The 17035-nt window shown below is 35.0% G+C and carries 12 protein-coding genes; 11 read left to right on the top strand and 1 reads right to left on the bottom strand.

The window, feature by feature from the left end:
- Window positions 1-259: 259 nt before the first annotated feature.
- Window positions 260-505: a DUF1059 domain-containing protein gene (locus BLV91_RS11410; protein ID WP_091433342.1), complete on the top strand. Its 246-nt coding sequence runs from the start codon at window positions 260-262 to the stop codon at window positions 503-505.
- Window positions 506-605: 100 nt separating this feature from the next.
- Entirely contained in the window at window positions 606-1004 is a 399-nt protein-coding gene (locus BLV91_RS11405) for a DoxX family protein (protein ID WP_091433338.1), read from the top strand.
- A gap of 112 nt (window positions 1005-1116) precedes the next feature.
- On the opposite strand, the gene glmM is transcribed toward BLV91_RS11405, so the two are convergent.
- Window positions 1117-2520, bottom strand: a complete 1404-nt coding sequence (glmM, locus tag BLV91_RS11400; RefSeq protein ID WP_091433335.1) for a phosphoglucosamine mutase — start codon at window positions 2518-2520, stop codon at window positions 1117-1119.
- 97 nt (window positions 2521-2617) lie between these two features.
- On the opposite strand from glmM, the gene BLV91_RS11395 reads away from it, so the two are divergent.
- The 9 genes from BLV91_RS11395 (at window position 2618) to BLV91_RS11355 (ending at window position 16899) form a co-directional block, all read left to right on the top strand.
- Complete coding sequence (locus BLV91_RS11395; RefSeq protein WP_091433331.1) at window positions 2618-3205, top strand: acyl carrier protein phosphodiesterase; 588 nt, start codon at window positions 2618-2620, stop codon at window positions 3203-3205.
- Window positions 3206-3243: 38 nt separating this feature from the next.
- Window positions 3244-4929, top strand: a complete 1686-nt coding sequence (gene ggt / locus BLV91_RS11390; RefSeq protein ID WP_091433472.1) for a gamma-glutamyltransferase — start codon at window positions 3244-3246, stop codon at window positions 4927-4929.
- Between the two features lie 51 nt (window positions 4930-4980).
- Window positions 4981-6666, top strand: coding sequence for a gamma-glutamyltransferase (gene ggt, locus BLV91_RS11385; protein ID WP_091433328.1), 1686 nt, complete (start codon window positions 4981-4983; stop codon window positions 6664-6666).
- Window positions 6667-6670: 4 nt separating this feature from the next.
- Entirely contained in the window at window positions 6671-7345 is a 675-nt protein-coding gene (locus BLV91_RS11380) for a DNA alkylation repair protein (protein WP_091433325.1), read from the top strand.
- Between the two features lie 35 nt (window positions 7346-7380).
- A complete protein-coding gene (locus BLV91_RS11375; RefSeq protein WP_091433321.1) occupies window positions 7381-9165 on the top strand; it encodes a chloride channel protein in 1785 nt (594 codons plus the stop codon).
- A gap of 58 nt (window positions 9166-9223) precedes the next feature.
- Entirely contained in the window at window positions 9224-10177 is a 954-nt protein-coding gene (locus BLV91_RS11370) for a Fic family protein (protein ID WP_091433318.1), read from the top strand.
- Between the two features lie 100 nt (window positions 10178-10277).
- Window positions 10278-13109, top strand: coding sequence for an excinuclease ABC subunit UvrA (uvrA, locus tag BLV91_RS11365; RefSeq protein ID WP_091433315.1), 2832 nt, complete (start codon window positions 10278-10280; stop codon window positions 13107-13109).
- 121 nt (window positions 13110-13230) lie between these two features.
- Window positions 13231-13959, top strand: a complete 729-nt coding sequence (locus BLV91_RS11360; protein WP_091433312.1) for an LOG family protein — start codon at window positions 13231-13233, stop codon at window positions 13957-13959.
- Between the two features lie 192 nt (window positions 13960-14151).
- Window positions 14152-16899, top strand: a complete 2748-nt coding sequence (locus BLV91_RS11355; RefSeq protein ID WP_091433309.1) for an aminopeptidase — start codon at window positions 14152-14154, stop codon at window positions 16897-16899.
- Window positions 16900-17035 lie beyond the last annotated feature (136 nt).

The raw sequence follows: 17035 nt of genomic DNA, 5'->3' as shown, positions 1-17035 counted from the left end.
CTATGAAAAAAAACAATGTAACTTTCCCTATCAAAACACTCGATATCTTTATAATAACAGGCTTAAAATGGAGCTTTAAAATTTAATGTCATCCAGAGTATTCTGAACACTTTTTTCTAAAAACCTTTCAAATTGTAGTTTAATTCCTTTATATTTACCATATATCAAATAATAAATAACGCAGAATAACGACCATAATAGCTGTTTATTTAACGTAAATCATGCTTTTATTGCTATTATTCTATTAAAAACGACATTTATGAAAACAATGACTTGTAAACAATTAGGCGGATCATGTGATACAGAATTTCATGCTGAAACTTTTGAGGAAATGGTAGATTTAAGTAAAAAACACGCTTTGGAAATGATTGACAAAGGCGATGAAGAACATAGAATAGCATTGAGAGAAACGCAAGAGCTTACACATTTTTCTGAAGGCATGAATGCGTGGTGTGAAAACAGAAGAAAAATATTTGATCGTCTGCCTCAAGATGTCATGCAATAATCAGAAGATAAAGAAGTACAATACAGACAAATGGCACTGCTAAAAAACGCCATTACTACGCCAAAAATCATTAATACGAATTTCTCAATTATTTAAAACGATGAATAAAAACACTGATCTTGGATTACTAATCCTTCGTATTTCTGTAGGGGCTTTGATGTTATTCCACGGAATCGCTAAACTATCCGGTGTCTCTTTTATTGAAGGGATGTTAGAAGGAAAAGGTTTGCCTTCCTTCCTAGCCTACGGTGTTTACATCACCGAGATTGTTGCACCTATTCTAATCCTTATCGGATACAGAACTAGGTTAGCTTCTCTAGCCTTTATCTTTGGTTTATTGTTTGCTACGGCACTTGTGCACTCAGCAGATATCTTTTCTTTAAATCAGAATGGTGGCTGGGAATTAGAACTAATAGGTTTGTTTCTTTTAGGAGCTTTATGCTTATTCTTTACTGGTAGCGGAAAATATGCCGCTTCAACAACAAATAATTGGGATTAAATTAAAGTCGACTCATTTATTTAAATGACGATTATTCTATTTTAATCATAAAAACAAAAACCCTTTCAAAATCAAATTTGAAAGGGTTTTATATATTTAGAAAGTGCCAATTTTAAATTCCTGCCACCGCTTTAATTTCATCAATAATGCGCAAGGCCAAAGTATCTGCCTGTGCTTGTGAAGGCGCTTCTGTATAAATACGAATAATTGGTTCTGTATTCGATTTTCTTAAATGTACCCATTCAGTAGCAAAGTCAATTTTAACCCCGTCAATTGTTGTGATATCTTCATTTTTGTACTTCTCAGTCATAGCAACAAGAATGGCATCAACATCAATTTGTGGTGTCAACTCAATCTTGTTTTTACTCATGTAATATTCTGGATACGAAGCACGCAACGCAGAAACAGTCATTTTCTTGTTAGCCAAGTGCGTTAAAAACAAAGCCACACCCACCAAACTATCGCGACCATAATGAGACTCTGGGTAAATGATTCCGCCATTTCCTTCACCACCTATAATTGCATTGTTTTTCTTCATCAAGTCAACTACATTCACTTCACCTACAGCAGATGCTTCATAAGTTCCGTTGTGTTTGTTTGTCACATCACGCAAAGCTCGAGAAGATGACATATTCGAAACTGTATTTCCTGGAGTTTTACCTAAAACATAATCCGCACAAGCAACAAGAGTATATTCTTCACCAAACATTTCACCGTCTTCGCAAATGAAGGCCAAACGGTCCACATCTGGATCAACCACAACACCTAAATCGGCTTTCTCTTTCACTACCAATTCTGATATATCAGTCAAGTGTTCTTTTAAGGGTTCTGGATTGTGAGGAAATTGTCCATTAGGTTCACAGTATAATTTCACTACCTCTACTCCCATCAATTCAAGTAACTTTGGAATAATAATTCCTCCAGATGAATTCACTCCATCTACAACAACTTTAAATTTAGCCGCTTTTACAGCTTCAACATCCACTAAAGGAAGGTTCAAAACTTCATCGATATGAATATCCATATAAGCATCATTCTCTGTAATCTCTCCTAAACTGTCCACATCTGAAAAATCAAAAGCTTCGGCTTCAGCAATTACAAGTATTTTTTCTCCTTCGATACCATTCAAGAATTCTCCTTTTCCATTCAATAATTTCAAAGCATTCCATTGTTTTGGATTGTGAGAAGCTGTAAGGATAATTCCTCCATTAGCTTTTTCCAAAGGAACTGCAACCTCTACAGTAGGAGTTGTAGACAATCCTAAATCAATTACATCAATTCCTAAACCTATTAAAGTGTTTACCACTAAATTATGAATCATAGGTCCAGAAATACGGGCATCGCGACCTACAACTACTTTTAGTTTTTCATCAGCATTACTTCTTGAAGCTGTGTTGTTTTTCAACCAAGTTCCATATGCCGAAGCAAATTTTACAGCATCAACTGGCGTAAGGTTATCCCCAACTTTGCCTCCAATAGTTCCACGAATTCCAGATATTGATTTTATTAAAGTCATTCTTATGTTTTTAAATTTTGATTTAGTTCTTTATAATTTCCACAAATATAATAATTGACAGTTTAATAAAGTCATTTAGAATTCATAATTTAGGCGAATGAACTTTCTAGCACACATCTATCTTTCCGGCGACAATGATTTAATCAAAATTGGCAATTTTATGGCAGATGGGATTAGGGGGAAACATTTTGAAACTTTTCCGATGGAAATTCAAAAAGGAATCGTCCTTCACCGAGCCATAGATACTTTTACAGATGCACATCCTGTTTTTAGACAAAGTACCAAAAAGCTACACAGCAGATACCACCATTATGCTGGTGTAATTGTCGATGTTTTTTACGATCATTTTTTAGCTAAAAACTGGAGTATTTATTCTAATGAAAATTTGGAAGAATACATTCAATTCTTTTATAAGTCACTAGAAGACAACCGCCCAATTTTAACCGAACGAACAATAGGAATTATGCCTTATATGTTTCAACAAAATTGGTTGTCGAGTTATCAAACAATTGAGGGAATAAATACCATCTTAACTCAAATGGATAGCCGAACAAAAAACAAATCAAAAATGCGTTACGCTACTGATGAACTCAAAGAATTTTATACAGAATTTGAGCAGGATTTTACGCTTTTCTTTGAGGATTTAAGAGAACATGCCAACGAAAAATTAATCTCTTTGCCATAAATTTTATAATGAACCAATACTATAAACCAGCTCCAACCATGAAAAAAATAATAGTACTACTATGCCTAAGTATTATAGGATGTAAATCGAATGAAAAAGCAATTGCTCCAACAGGTTTACTAACAGATAAAGCGATGGTCGTTTCGGCACGTGAGGAAGCTTCAGAAATAGGTGTCGCGATCATAAAAAAAGGCGGAAATGCATTTGATGCCATGGTAGCAACTGAATTGGCTTTGGCAGTATCTTATCCTCAAGCGGGAAACATAGGTGGAGGAGGCTTTATGGTTTTCAGGAAAGCCAATGGAGAAACTGGCGCAATTGATTATAGGGAAAAAGCACCATTAGCTGCAAGCAAAGATATGTTTCTGGATAAAGACGGAAATGTGATTGAAGGAAAAAGTACTGCAACCGCATTTGCATCAGGAGTTCCTGGAACCCTAGCAGGTTTATTTGCTGTACACAAAAAATATGGTTCTCTTGCTATCGCAGAAATCCTAGCTCCCGTAATAGCTTTGGCAAAAAAAGGAGTTGTTGTGACTGAACATCAAGCGAAAAGCTTATCTGATTACAGAGCTACTTTCATCAAAACAAACGGCCCAAATAGTTTGTTTTCGCAAGTATATAAAGCGGGTGACACTATTAAATACCCAGCTCTCGCGGCTACATTACAACGCGTTTCTGATAACGGACGTGATGAATTTTACAACGGCGAAACTGCTCACAAACTGATTGCTTTTTTGACTCAAAAAGGCGGCAATATGACGGTCAAAGATTTGAATGCTTACGAAGCCAAGTGGAGAGCGCCAATCACTTTTAAATACAAAGAATTAACAATCACTTCTATGTCGCCACCTAGCAGTGGAGGTATTTGTTTGAACCAAATCATGAAAATGATTGAACCTTTTGATTTGTCCGAAATGGGACACAACAGTGTGAAAGCAATTCAAGTAATTACAGAAGCAGAACGAAGAGCTTATGCTGATAGAAACTCGTTCTTGGGAGATCCTGATTTTGTAAAACTTCCTGTAAATGAATTATTAGATTCTATTTACATCAAAAACCGAATGAGTGATTTTTCATTCGATAAAGCCTCAAAATCTTCTGAAATTGGTAAAGGACAAATTCCTGGATATGAAAGTAATCAAACCACACACTACTCTATTGTGGATTCAGAAGGAAATGCTGTGTCTGCCACAACTACTTTAAATGATAACTATGGTTCTAAAATATACTGTGATGAACTAGGCTTTTTTCTAAACAATCAAATGGATGATTTTAGTGCTAAACCGGGTGTTCCAAACCTTTATGGACTTACTGGTACAGAAGCCAATAGCATTGCTCCAGGCAAAAGAATGTTGAGTTCTATGACTCCAACTATAGTTGAAAATGACAAAAAATTATTCATGGTCTTAGGAACTCCAGGTGGCTCTACTATTATTACATCAGTATTACAAACCATTCTAAATGTATATGAATTTAATATGAGCATGCAAGAAGCGGTAAATGCACCTCGATTCCATCATCAATGGTTGCCAGATGAAATTACTTTTGAGCCTGCTTCATTTGACAAAGAACTATTGGAAAAAGTAAAAGACAAAGGATATAAAGTCAACGAAACGAGTAAAGAAATTGTAGGTCAAGTTGACGCAATTTTAGTCTTATCAAATGGAAAATTAGAAGGCGGAGCCGATAAAAGAGAAGACAATAAAGCTGTTGGTTTCTAAAAATATGTTCTTAAAAATTCTATTCAAATCAATATTATAAATACCTTGGAAATGAAAAAAATCACTATTCTATTATGTGCTATTTGTTTTGGCTGTAAAGCCCAAACTACTACAGTTCAACCTACAGGCCTTATTGCTAATAAAGCCATGGTTGTCTCGGCAAGAGAAGAAGCTTCCAAAATTGGCGCTGACATCATGAAAAAAGGTGGGAATGCTTTTGATGCCATGGTTGGTACAGAGTTAGCTCTCGCTGTTGCCTATCCATACGCAGGAAATATTGGCGGTGGCGGATTTATGGTCTATAGAAAAGCCAATGGAGATACTGGTACATTAGATTATCGTGAAAAAGCACCACTAGCTGCAACAAAAGATATGTATCTTGATAAGGATGGAAATGTAATTCCTGGAAAAAGCACAAAAACGCCACTGGCAATAGGAATCCCCGGAACCATTGCAGGGGTTTTTGCAGCTCATAAAAAATTTGGCTCCCTGCCCATAGCTGAAATCCTTAAACCCGTAATCGAATTGGCAGAACGTGGAGTTGTAGTGACTCACAAACAAGAAGAACGATTAAATGACTATCGTGATGAACTGACAAAAATAAACGGAGCCAACTCCGTACTTTCTAAAGTTTATAAGGAAAATGATATCATTAAATATCCAGCACTGGCTAATACTCTAAAAAGAATTTCGAAAAACGGTAGAGATGAATTTTATAAAGGAGAAACAGCAAAAAAATTAGTCGCATATCTACAAGATAAAGGAGGAATCATTACTATGGAAGATTTGGCCAAATATGAGGCCAAATGGAGAAACCCTATTACTTTTAAATACAAAGATTTGAACATTATTTCAATGGCTCCACCAAGTAGCGGAGGAATTTGTTTGGCACAAATCATGAAAATGGTTGAACCTTTTGATTTGGCTAAAATGGGTCACAATTCGGCTCAAGGAATCCAAGTTATAGTTGAGGCTGAAAGAAGAGCTTATGCGGATAGAAGTTACTTTCTTGGAGATCCTGATTTCGTAAAAATTCCTTTGAAAGCCTTGATGGACGACACTTATCTAAAAGGAAGAATGAGCACTTTCAGTTTTAATAAAGCAACACTGTCTTCTGATATCAAAGAAGGTAAAGTAGTTTATAACGAAAGCATGGAAACAACCCACTACTCTATTGTAGATCAGTTTGGAAATGCTATTTCTGCAACTACAACTTTAAATGCAGGATATGGTTCTAAGTATTACTGTGACGAATTGGGCTTTATGTTGAATAATGAAATGGATGATTTCAGTGCAAAACCAGGAGTACCTAATATGTTTGGATTGGTTGGAAATGAAGCAAATAGTATTGCACCCGAAAAGAGAATGTTGAGTTCAATGACTCCTACAATTGTAGAAAAAAACGGAAAGTTTTTTATGTCTGTTGGATCTCCAGGAGGTTCTACCATAATTACATCAGTATTACAAACTGTTTTGAATGTATATGAATACCAATTAAGCATGCAAGCAGCGGTAAATGCACCTCGTTTTCATCACCAATGGTTACCTGATCTAATTACTTTTGAGCCCAATGCTTTTGATGTTAAAACATTAGAAAGCTTAAAATCAAAAGGCTATTTGATTAATGAAAAAACGACACCAGTAATAGGAAAAGTAGATGCTATTCTTGCGCTGCCAAACGGAAAACTAGAAGGTGGCGCCGACTTTAGAGGCGATGACAAAGCAGTAGGGTTTTAATATTATGGGATTTATTGTCGAATTAGAAAATGCTTTTCAAGAAAACAGCAATGCTGAAAATGCTTTTGCTATGGCAAAATACCTCAAAAATAAATTTATCTTTTTTGGAATAAAAACTCCTGAAAGAAGGCAACTTTTCAAAGCTATTTTGAAAAAAAATGAAATAGAAGTCACCGCAAATGCAAGAGCACTAGCGGTGGTTTTATTTGAAAAAAAACAACGTGAATTTCATTATTGTGCGATTGAAATTTTAATTAAAGAACTCAACGGGAAATATCATTCTGAAGATATTGAACTGATTGAAAAATTAATCACAACCCATTCTTGGTGGGACAGTGTTGATACGATTGCCAAAAACATTTTAGGTCAATATTTAATTGAATTCCCAAACGTTATTGAAGTAACTATTTCTGAGTTTTCTAGTTCCGATAATATGTGGTTGAATAGAAGCTCCATTTTATTCCAATTGGGATATAAAGAAAAGACGGATTTTGAGATTTTGAAAGAGATTTGCCTAAAGCATCAAAATTCAACAGAATTTTTTATTCAGAAAGCAATTGGATGGTCTTTACGTGAATACGCCAAAACAAATTCAGAAGCGGTAAAAAATTTTGTAGCCGTTAATAACTTAAAACCATTGAGCAAAAAAGAAGCCTTGAAAAACTTAAGTAATGCTTAAATTAATAGTAATTTAGCATTTTTAAAAAAAGATAAATGTTTAAAAAAATTAGAAATAGATTAGAAAGCATAATAGCTTGGTCACAATCCATTTTGACAGAAAAGCAATTTATTTTCTTATCTAGCGTACTTGTTGGAATCACTTCAGCATTGGCCGTAATTGTTTTAAAAACATTTGCTCACTGGGTTTTTTCATTTGCCACCTACATCAATGGAATTTTAAAACTGAGTTTTATAAACAGTGTTTTACCAATTGCGGGACTTTTACTTACCGTTTTTGTTGTTAAAAGAGTTCTTGCGGGCTCTATTGAAAAAGGAACTTCTCAAATTTTATATGGTGTCGCAAAGAAAGCTAGTATCATACCAAAAAAACAAATGTATGCCCAGATTATCACCAGTTCTCTAACTGTTGGTCTTGGAGGTTCAGCGGGTTTAGAGAGTCCAATTGTAGTTACCGGAGCAGCTTTTGGATCTAATTATGCCCAAAAATATAAACTAAGCTATAAAGACCGGACTTTACTTATTGGTTGTGGTGTAGCTGCTGGAATTGCTGCTGCTTTTAACGCTCCAATAGCTGGAGTATTGTTTGCTGTGGAATTTTTATTGGTCGATGTAAGCATCTCCGCTTTTACACCTATTATGATTGCCGCTGCAACGGGAGCACTTGTTTCTGAAATTGTATTAGATGAAACGATCTTATTAAATTTCAGACAACAACAAGTTTTTGATTATCATAAAATACCTTTTTATATTCTTTTGGGAATATTCACCGGTTTTATTTCCATTTATTACACTAGGAACTTTCAAAGGACAGAACACTTTTTTCATAAATTAAAATTAAACCCTTACAAGAAAGCATTTTTAGGAGCTTCAATTTTGGCTGTGCTAATTTTCATTTTTCCTACTTTATTTGGTGAAGGTTATGAAAGTATAAAAGTATTATCAGATAGTGATCCTGGTAAATTATTAGAAAACACCCTTTTTAGCGATTTTAGAAATAACCCCTGGGTTCTTTTAGCATTTGTGGGTTGTACTATGATGTTAAAGGTTTTCGCAACTGGAATTACATTAGGCTCTGGAGGAAATGGAGGAAACTTTGCCCCCGCTCTATTCATGGGGTCTTATGTTGGCTATTTCTTTTCAAAATTTATAAATTTAACTGGACTTACGCGTTTGCCTGTCAGCAATTTCACCCTAGTAGGAATGGCAGGTATTTTGAGTGGATTATTCCATGCGCCACTAACCGCGATTTTCCTTATTGCCGAAATTACTGGAGGATATAGTTTAATGCTTCCGCTAATGATTGTCGCATCTATCAGTTTTGCCATTTCAAAACGATTTGAAAAACACTCCATGGACGTAAAAGAATTGGCTCAAAAAGGGCATGCTTTTACAAGTAATAAAGATACCAATGTACTTGCAACATTAGATACTACTTCCATCATTCAAACGGATTATTTAACCCTTTCTCCAGATGAAAATCTAGAAAAATTGGTCGATTTAATATCCCATTCCAATCAGGTTATTTTTGCCGTTGTGGACAAAGACAAGCATTTATTAGGTATTGTTCATTTCAATAATATTAGAGAAATCATCTTTAATACATATAGAGTAAAGTACACTTTGGTCAAAAACATAATGGCTGAACCTACTGAGATAATCTACCCATTCAACAGTATGGAAACGGTTATGAATAAGTTTGAACGATCAAAAGTGGCATTCCTGCCAGTTATCAAGGATGACAAATATTTTGGTTTTATCTCAAAATCTGTAGCTCTTGAAGCCTATCGTACCAAACTGAAATCGATGACAATAGAGTAAGTTAATATCGGATAGATTATATTTTAATATTCCCCGATAATATAGTATCTTTGTGGTTATGTGGAACATAGACCTAAACTATCGAGAAGAGTTTCAAACAACCTTTGACAGATTGTATGAAAAAAAGCAAATTTTGCAATCCAGCAGACCTTTGCCTACAATCGCTTTGAATAAAATCAAGGAAAGTCTTTCTATAGAATGGACCTATAACTCTAATAGTATTGAAGGAAACTCACTGACTTTACGAGAAACACAAATGGTCATTCAAGAGGGAATTACTATAAAAGGAAAATCATTACGGGAGCATTTTGAAACCTACAACCACGACAAAGCCATTGATTTTTTGTTTACAGTAGTAAATGATCAATATGTTTTACGAAGCATCGATATTCTTTCTTTACATGCCCTGGTTTTACGCTCTATCGAAGAAGATTTTGCTGGGCGTTTACGCAATGGCGGTGTCCGTATTTCAGGAGCTAATTTTGTCCCACCAAATGCCAATAAAGTTTCGGATTTATTAGATGAATTGATCGATTTCATAAATACAAATCCGTTACAGCTTAACGATATTGAACTAGCGACTGTTTTTCATCACAAACTTGTTTGGATCCATCCTTTTTTTGATGGTAACGGTCGTACCGTAAGATTAGTAATGAATTTATTATTGATGCGTTGTGGCTTTCCTCCCGCTATCATTCTAAAAAATGACAGAAAGAAATACTATGAAGCACTCAATCAAGCTAATGCTGGCAACTATCAAAAACTTACTCTTTTGATGTGCCAGGCGCTAGAGCGTACGCTTAATATTTACATTAATGCGCTTCCTGGTAACGATAAAGAATACATCGAAATTTCAAATTTAGTTCAAGAACCTAATATGCCTTACGGCCAAGAATACATCAGTTTATTAGCTCGACAAGGAAAAATTGATGCCTACAAAGAAGGTAGAAACTGGCTTACCACAAGAGAAGCAGTTGAGAACTATATCAGCACAAGAAAGAGAAAACGCTAACTTCGATTGGCGTTTTTTATCTCTCATTTTAACATAAACTTCTAAAGTGTTCTATTGAAAGAATAAACCAAAAGGTTAACTTTGCTTTTTTGCAAAAATTATGTTAGACAAAGACAATACTATTGACGTTCAAGGAGCTCGTGTTCACAACCTTAAAAATATAGATATATCCATTCCTCGTGAAAAACTGGTAGTTATTACTGGTCTTTCAGGTTCTGGTAAATCATCCCTAGCTTTCGACACGATTTATGCCGAAGGACAACGCCGTTATGTGGAAACATTTTCGGCTTATGCCAGACAGTTTCTTGGAGGCTTAGAGCGTCCAGATGTGGATAAAATAGATGGACTATCACCCGTTATCGCGATTGAACAAAAAACAACCAGCAAAAGTCCCCGCTCCACAGTGGGAACCATTACTGAAATATATGATTTCCTAAGATTACTTTATGCACGTGCTGCTGACGCTTACAGTTACAATACGGGCGAGAAAATGGTCAGCTACTCTGATGAACAAATCAAAGACCTGATTATTGATGATTTCACTGGAAAGCGAATAAATATCCTTGCTCCAGTAATTAGAGCTAGAAAAGGACATTACGGGGAGTTGTTCCAGCAAATCGCCAAACAAGGTTTCTTGAAAGTTCGTGTGAATGGCGAAGTACGAGACATCACGACTGGAATGAAACTGGATCGTTATAAAACGCATGATATTGAGATTGTCGTTGATAGAATGGTTATTGAAGCTACTCCCGACAATGAAAAACGTTTGAGCGAAAGCATCAATACGGCAATGCATCATGGTGAAAATGTATTAATGGTTTTAGATCAGGATTCGAATGAAGTGCGCTATTTTAGTAGAAATCTTATGTGCCCCACAACTGGAATTTCCTACCAAAATCCAGAACCAAATTTATTTTCTTTTAACTCCCCAAAAGGAGCTTGTGACCATTGTAACGGACTAGGAACGGTAAACGAAATCAATACTAAAAAGATTATCCCAAATCCCAAATTGTCAATCAAAAACGGTGGTTTTGCGCCTTTGGGCGAATATAAATCTTCTTGGATTTTCAAGCAATTGGAAATCATTGGTGAAAAATATGGGTTCAAACTTACCGATGCTATCGAGAAAATTCCAGAGGAAGCCATGGAAATGATTTTGAATGGCGGAAAGGAAAAATTCACAATCAACTCTAAAGATTTAGGAGTCGCTCGCGATTATAAAATTGATTTTGAAGGAATCTCCCATTTCATAAAAAACCAACATGATGAAAGCGGTTCTACCACAATCAAACGCTGGGCTAAGGAGTTTATGGACGAGATAAATTGCCCGGTTTGCGATGGTTCCAGATTGAAAAAAGAAGCACTATTTTTCAAAATCAACGAACAAAACATTTCGGAATTATGCAGCATGGATATTTCTGATTTGACGGCTTGGTTCCTAGATTTGGACAGTCATTTGTCTGATAAACAAAAGCGCATAGCAACTGAAGTCATCAAAGAAATAAACGACCGATTGAACTTTTTGATGAATGTAGGATTGGAATATCTATCATTAAGCCGAAGTTCAAAATCCCTTTCTGGTGGAGAGGCTCAACGCATTAGATTAGCCACGCAAATTGGATCTCAATTAGTTGGAGTACTTTATATTCTTGATGAACCAAGCATTGGTTTACACCAAAGAGACAACGATAAATTAATACATTCTTTAGAGCAATTACGTGATATTGGGAATTCAGTTATTGTGGTTGAGCATGATAAGGACATGATTGAACGTGCCGATTATGTGATTGACATAGGTCCTAAAGCGGGAAAATTTGGTGGTGAAATTATCAGCAAAGGAACTCCTGCCGAAACCCTAAAATCAAATACCATTACTGCTCAATATTTAAATGGGACGATGAAACTCGAAATTCCTGAAAAACGCCGTGAAGGTAATGGTAAATTCATGAAACTAACTGGTGCGACAGGGAATAACCTGAAAAATGTATCCATTGAATTGCCTTTAGGAAAAATGATTTGCGTAACGGGAGTTTCAGGTAGCGGTAAATCGACTTTGATAAATGGAACCCTCTACCCTATTTTGAACGCTTATTACTTTAATGGCGTAAAAAAACCACAGCCTTACAAAAAAATAGAAGGTTTAGACCTTATCGATAAAGTGATTAATATAGATCAAAGCCCTATTGGGCGCACACCGCGTTCTAATCCGGCGACATATACTGAGGTATTTACTGAAATCAGGAATTTGTTTACCAAGACTTCAGAAAGTATGATTAGGGGTTACAAAGCGGGACGTTTTAGCTTTAATGTAAAAGGCGGACGCTGCGAAACTTGTCAAGGATCAGGTGTACGCACAATTGAAATGAACTTTTTACCAGATGTTTATGTCGAATGTGAAACCTGTCAAGGGAAACGTTTTAACAGGGAAACTTTAGAAATTCGATTCAAAGGAAAATCAATTTCAGATGTACTGAATATGACTGTGGATGAAGCGGTTCCATTTTTTGAAATGATACCAAAGATATACCGCAAAGTAAAAACCATACAAGATGTTGGTTTAGGATACATCACATTAGGTCAGCAAAGCACAACCCTTTCTGGTGGTGAGGCACAGCGAATTAAATTAGCTGGCGAATTATCAAAAAGAGACACAGGAAACACTTTTTATATACTTGACGAACCTACAACCGGTTTGCATTTTGAGGATATTAGAGTCTTAATGGGCGTCATCAATAGACTGGTAGATAAAGGGAATACGATATTAATTATCGAACATAATATGGACGTGATTAAACTAGCTGATTATATTATAGACATTGGTCCCGAAGGAGGAAAAGGCGGCGGACAAGTAGTTGCCAAGGGTACTCCAGAAGAAATAATTAAAAATAAGAAAAGCTATACAGCACAGTTTTTGAAAAAAGAATTACTTTAGTATTCTGGATCCTTAGCCCTGATGGTAGCGGTATCCTTTTACTTGTTCTTTTCAACAAGTAAAAGATATAGCGGACAGCAGGAAAAAGCTCCAAAAATATAATAGTTAAAAGACACAAAATATGAGATTAGAAGATTTCGATAATGATGAGGATAAAATAATCCAAGATCGATTAAAACAAAAAACTTGGAATGAGATACGTACCAATGACAGTTGGGCGATTTTTAAAATTATGGCCGAATTTGTAAATGGTTATGAAAATATGGGGCGAATAGGTCCATGTGTATCGATTTTTGGATCAGCACGAACAAAACCAGAGGATAGATATTATAAACTTGCTGAAAGTATTGCATATAAAATCAGTAAAGCTGGTTATGGTGTGATTACTGGTGGAGGACCTGGAATCATGGAAGCCGGTAACAAGGGTGCACATCTAGGTGGTGGAACTTCTGTGGGTTTAAACATCGTTTTACCATTTGAGCAGCATTTTAACCCTTATATTGATGGGGACAAAAACTTGAATTTTGATTATTTCTTTGTTCGAAAAGTAATGTTTGTAAAATACTCACAAGGTTTTGTAGTAATGCCAGGTGGTTTTGGAACTATGGATGAATTGTTTGAGGCAATGACCTTGATACAAACAAAGAAAATAGCACGATTCCCTATTATATTAGTAGGAAGAAGCTTTTGGTCAGGATTGATTGACTGGGTAAAGACAGTATTGATAGAAGGAGAACAAACGGTAAGTCCAGACGATTTGAAACTAATTAAAATTGTAGACACCGAAGATGAAGTCGTAGATGTTTTGGATAATTTCTATAAGAAATACAATTTAAAACCCAATTTTTAAAAGTAAAGCCGTTTTTTAAACGGCTTTTTTTTTTACTAATTTAACTACTGTTTTTTGGTGTTTTTGACCAAATAAATGTAAATTAGTGCAGTACTAAATTTGAACCTACAATTGAAACCATTTTATAGACTTATATTTTGTGTTCTGTTTTTATTGGCATCAATAAAGCAATATGCTCAACATCATTCCCAAATGTTCGTTGAAGTGAATTCTGATACTAATACATTGAATATTCAACAGGAAATCACTTTTTATAATGAGTCGGATGATTATTTGAGTTCGATAGTTTTAAATGACTGGAATAATGCCTATTCCAATGTCAACTCACCTCTTGCCAAAAGGTTTTCTGATGAGTTTTATCGTGGTTTCCATTTGGCAAACGAAGAAGAACGCGGTAGCACTACTAATTTAACCATTATTGATGACAATAAATTATTCCTTAGCTCGGCAAGAACTGACAAAAATCCAGATATTATCACCGTTCAATTAAGGGAAAAACTGGCTCCACACCAGAAATTAAAGTTACATCTTACTTATATTGTAAAAATACCAAGTGACAAATTCACCAAATACGGCTATGATGCTATTGGCGGAATGAACTTAAAAACATGGTTCCTCACTCCTGCTCGATATGAAAATCATCAATTCATCAAATACAATAATGACAATCTGGATGATATTGCCAATGGCGTTTCTGATTTTGATATCGATATTAAGCTTTCAAAGGGTCTTGAAGTAAGCTCTGATTTAAACAATGCAGGATCCGTACAAAAAGGAGATTTTTCTATCTTCAGCTTGTCTGGAAAGAACCGAACAAGTTTTAGTCTTTTTATAGAACCAAAATCCAGTTTTAACAGCTTCAACATTAAACCTCTTGAAGTAATCACCAATTTGAAAGAGGAAAAAATCAGTACCGTGCAACAAGCCTTAGCTATTGATTGCATTGTTCATTTTGTAAATGATTTAATTGGAAAATATCCATTTGATAAGATTGTCATTTCCCAGGCTGATTATGAACGAAATCCTTTTTATGGCTTAAATCAATTGCCCTCTTTCATCAGTCCTTTTTCGGATGAATTCACTTATGAAATTAAATTCCTTAAAACGTATTTACATACTTACCTAAAAAACAGCCTACGCTTAGACAATAGGAAAGATGCTTGGATCTATGATGGTATTCAAGTCTTTGCGATGATGAAATATATAGAAGAAAATCATCCGAATACTAAAATGCTGGGGAGCGCTTCCTCTTTTAAGTTATTGAAAAGTTATAATTTAACCAATTTGGACTTCAACGAGCAATACAGCTATTTTTATATGTTAATGGCTCGAAAGAATTTAGACCAGCCACTTGGTGCTCCCAAAAATTCTCTTATAAAGTTTAATGAACAGATTGCCAGTAAATATCGTGCAGGATTAAGCTTGAGATATCTCGACAATTATCTTGGAGACCATGTTGTAATCAATAGTATGCGCCAATTCTATTTAAATAACAAAGATAATCAGCTTTCAGCAGTAGATTTTGAATCTGTATTAAAATCAAACACCAATAAGGATATCAATTGGTTTTTCAACACCGTTATCAATTCAAGAGACATAATTGATTTTAAATTTTCGGAGGTGTCCAAAACGAAAGATTCCGTTTCTTTTTCACTTAAAAATAAGACAAATGTCATAGTCCCTGTTCCTATTTATGGAATTAAGAATGGTGAAATCGTATTTAAAAAATGGGTAGATCCAGCAGTAAAAGACAGCATCTTTACTTTGGAAAGAAAAGATGCCGACAAAATTGTTTTAAACTATAAAAATGAAGTTCCAGAGTACAATTTAAGAAATAATTGGAAATCCTTAAAAGGCTTTTTTCCAAACAATCGTCCTGTAAAATTTGTTTTTATGAAGGATCTCGAGGATCCCTATTACAATCAGGTATTGTATGTTCCTACCCTTACTTATAACTTATATGATGGTTTGTCTCCAGGATTACGACTGCATAATAAGACAATATTAGACAAACCTTTTATTTTTGATATTAACCCTTCGTATTCCACAAAAGCGCAAACTTTCTCAGGTTCAGCGGCTTTTGTGGTTAATCAGAATTACAGAAATAGCTCTCTATACAACATGAAATATTCCCTTTCGGGTAACTATTTTCATTATGCACCAGATGCAACCTATCTAAAAATCAACCCTATGGTTCAGTTTAGATTTCGGGAAAGTGACTTTAGAGATAATCGGAAACAATTAATCCTCTTGCGCCAGGTTATAGTGAATAGGGAAAAAAGTGAAATTGTAACAGACAATATTGCTCAAAATTATTCCGTATTTAATGCAAAATATTTCAATACCAATACTGAAATTACTGGACATTTGAGCTTTATGGGCGATGTTCAATTTTCGGGGAAATTTGGGAAAGTGGCAGCGGAATTTGAGTACAGAAAACTTTTCGAAAACAACCGTCAGGTAAACCTTCGTTTGTATGCCGGTAGCTTTCTTTATAATAACACCAATTCTGACTTTTTTAGTTTCGCCTTAGACCGCCCTACTGATTATCTTTTTGACTATAGTTATTACGGACGCTCCGAAAGCAGTGGTTTTTTTAGTCAACAGTTGATTGTGGCCGAGGGTGGTTTTAAATCGAAATTAGACAACCCATATGCTAACCAATGGATGACCACTTTGAATGGTGGATACAACATATGGAATTGGATAGAAGTATATGGAGATTTAGGTTTAATTAAAAACAAACAGCTTAGCGCACGTTTTTTATACGACAGTGGGATCCGTTTAAATTTAGTTCCTGACTATTTTGAATTATACCTTCCTGTGTATTCCTCAAACGGTTGGGAAATAGGTCAGAAAAATTACAATGAAAAAATACGGTTTGTTATCACTTTATCACCTAAAATATTAATCAATTTATTTAATCGAAAATGGTTTTAATAGTAAGAATTACCGATTTAGTATTGAGTTATTTACAATAAAATAACTATTAAATTACGAATAATTAAAAAATAAATATCTTTAACCGTGTTTGACTATCAATAATTAAATTATATTTATTTCAATGAATTATGAT

The organism is Flavobacterium degerlachei, from assembly GCF_900106645.1.
Lineage (GTDB): Bacteria > Bacteroidota > Bacteroidia > Flavobacteriales > Flavobacteriaceae > Flavobacterium > Flavobacterium degerlachei.
Note: the sequence above shows the minus strand (reverse complement) of the source record. Positions and strands in the feature narration are given on the sequence as shown.

Coding starts and splice junctions, on each gene's coding strand:
- BLV91_RS11410 (WP_091433342.1), top strand. CDS start 260: ATGAAAACAATGACTTGTAAACAATTAGGCGGATCATGTGATACAGAA.
- BLV91_RS11405 (WP_091433338.1), top strand. CDS start 606: ATGAATAAAAACACTGATCTTGGATTACTAATCCTTCGTATTTCTGTA.
- glmM (WP_091433335.1), bottom strand. CDS start 2,520: ATGACTTTAATAAAATCAATATCTGGAATTCGTGGAACTATTGGAGGC.
- BLV91_RS11395 (WP_091433331.1), top strand. CDS start 2,618: ATGAACTTTCTAGCACACATCTATCTTTCCGGCGACAATGATTTAATC.
- ggt (WP_091433472.1), top strand. CDS start 3,244: ATGAAAAAAATAATAGTACTACTATGCCTAAGTATTATAGGATGTAAA.
- ggt (WP_091433328.1), top strand. CDS start 4,981: ATGAAAAAAATCACTATTCTATTATGTGCTATTTGTTTTGGCTGTAAA.
- BLV91_RS11380 (WP_091433325.1), top strand. CDS start 6,671: ATGGGATTTATTGTCGAATTAGAAAATGCTTTTCAAGAAAACAGCAAT.
- BLV91_RS11375 (WP_091433321.1), top strand. CDS start 7,381: ATGTTTAAAAAAATTAGAAATAGATTAGAAAGCATAATAGCTTGGTCA.
- BLV91_RS11370 (WP_091433318.1), top strand. CDS start 9,224: ATGTGGAACATAGACCTAAACTATCGAGAAGAGTTTCAAACAACCTTT.
- uvrA (WP_091433315.1), top strand. CDS start 10,278: ATGTTAGACAAAGACAATACTATTGACGTTCAAGGAGCTCGTGTTCAC.
- BLV91_RS11360 (WP_091433312.1), top strand. CDS start 13,231: ATGAGATTAGAAGATTTCGATAATGATGAGGATAAAATAATCCAAGAT.
- BLV91_RS11355 (WP_091433309.1), top strand. CDS start 14,152: ATGTTCGTTGAAGTGAATTCTGATACTAATACATTGAATATTCAACAG.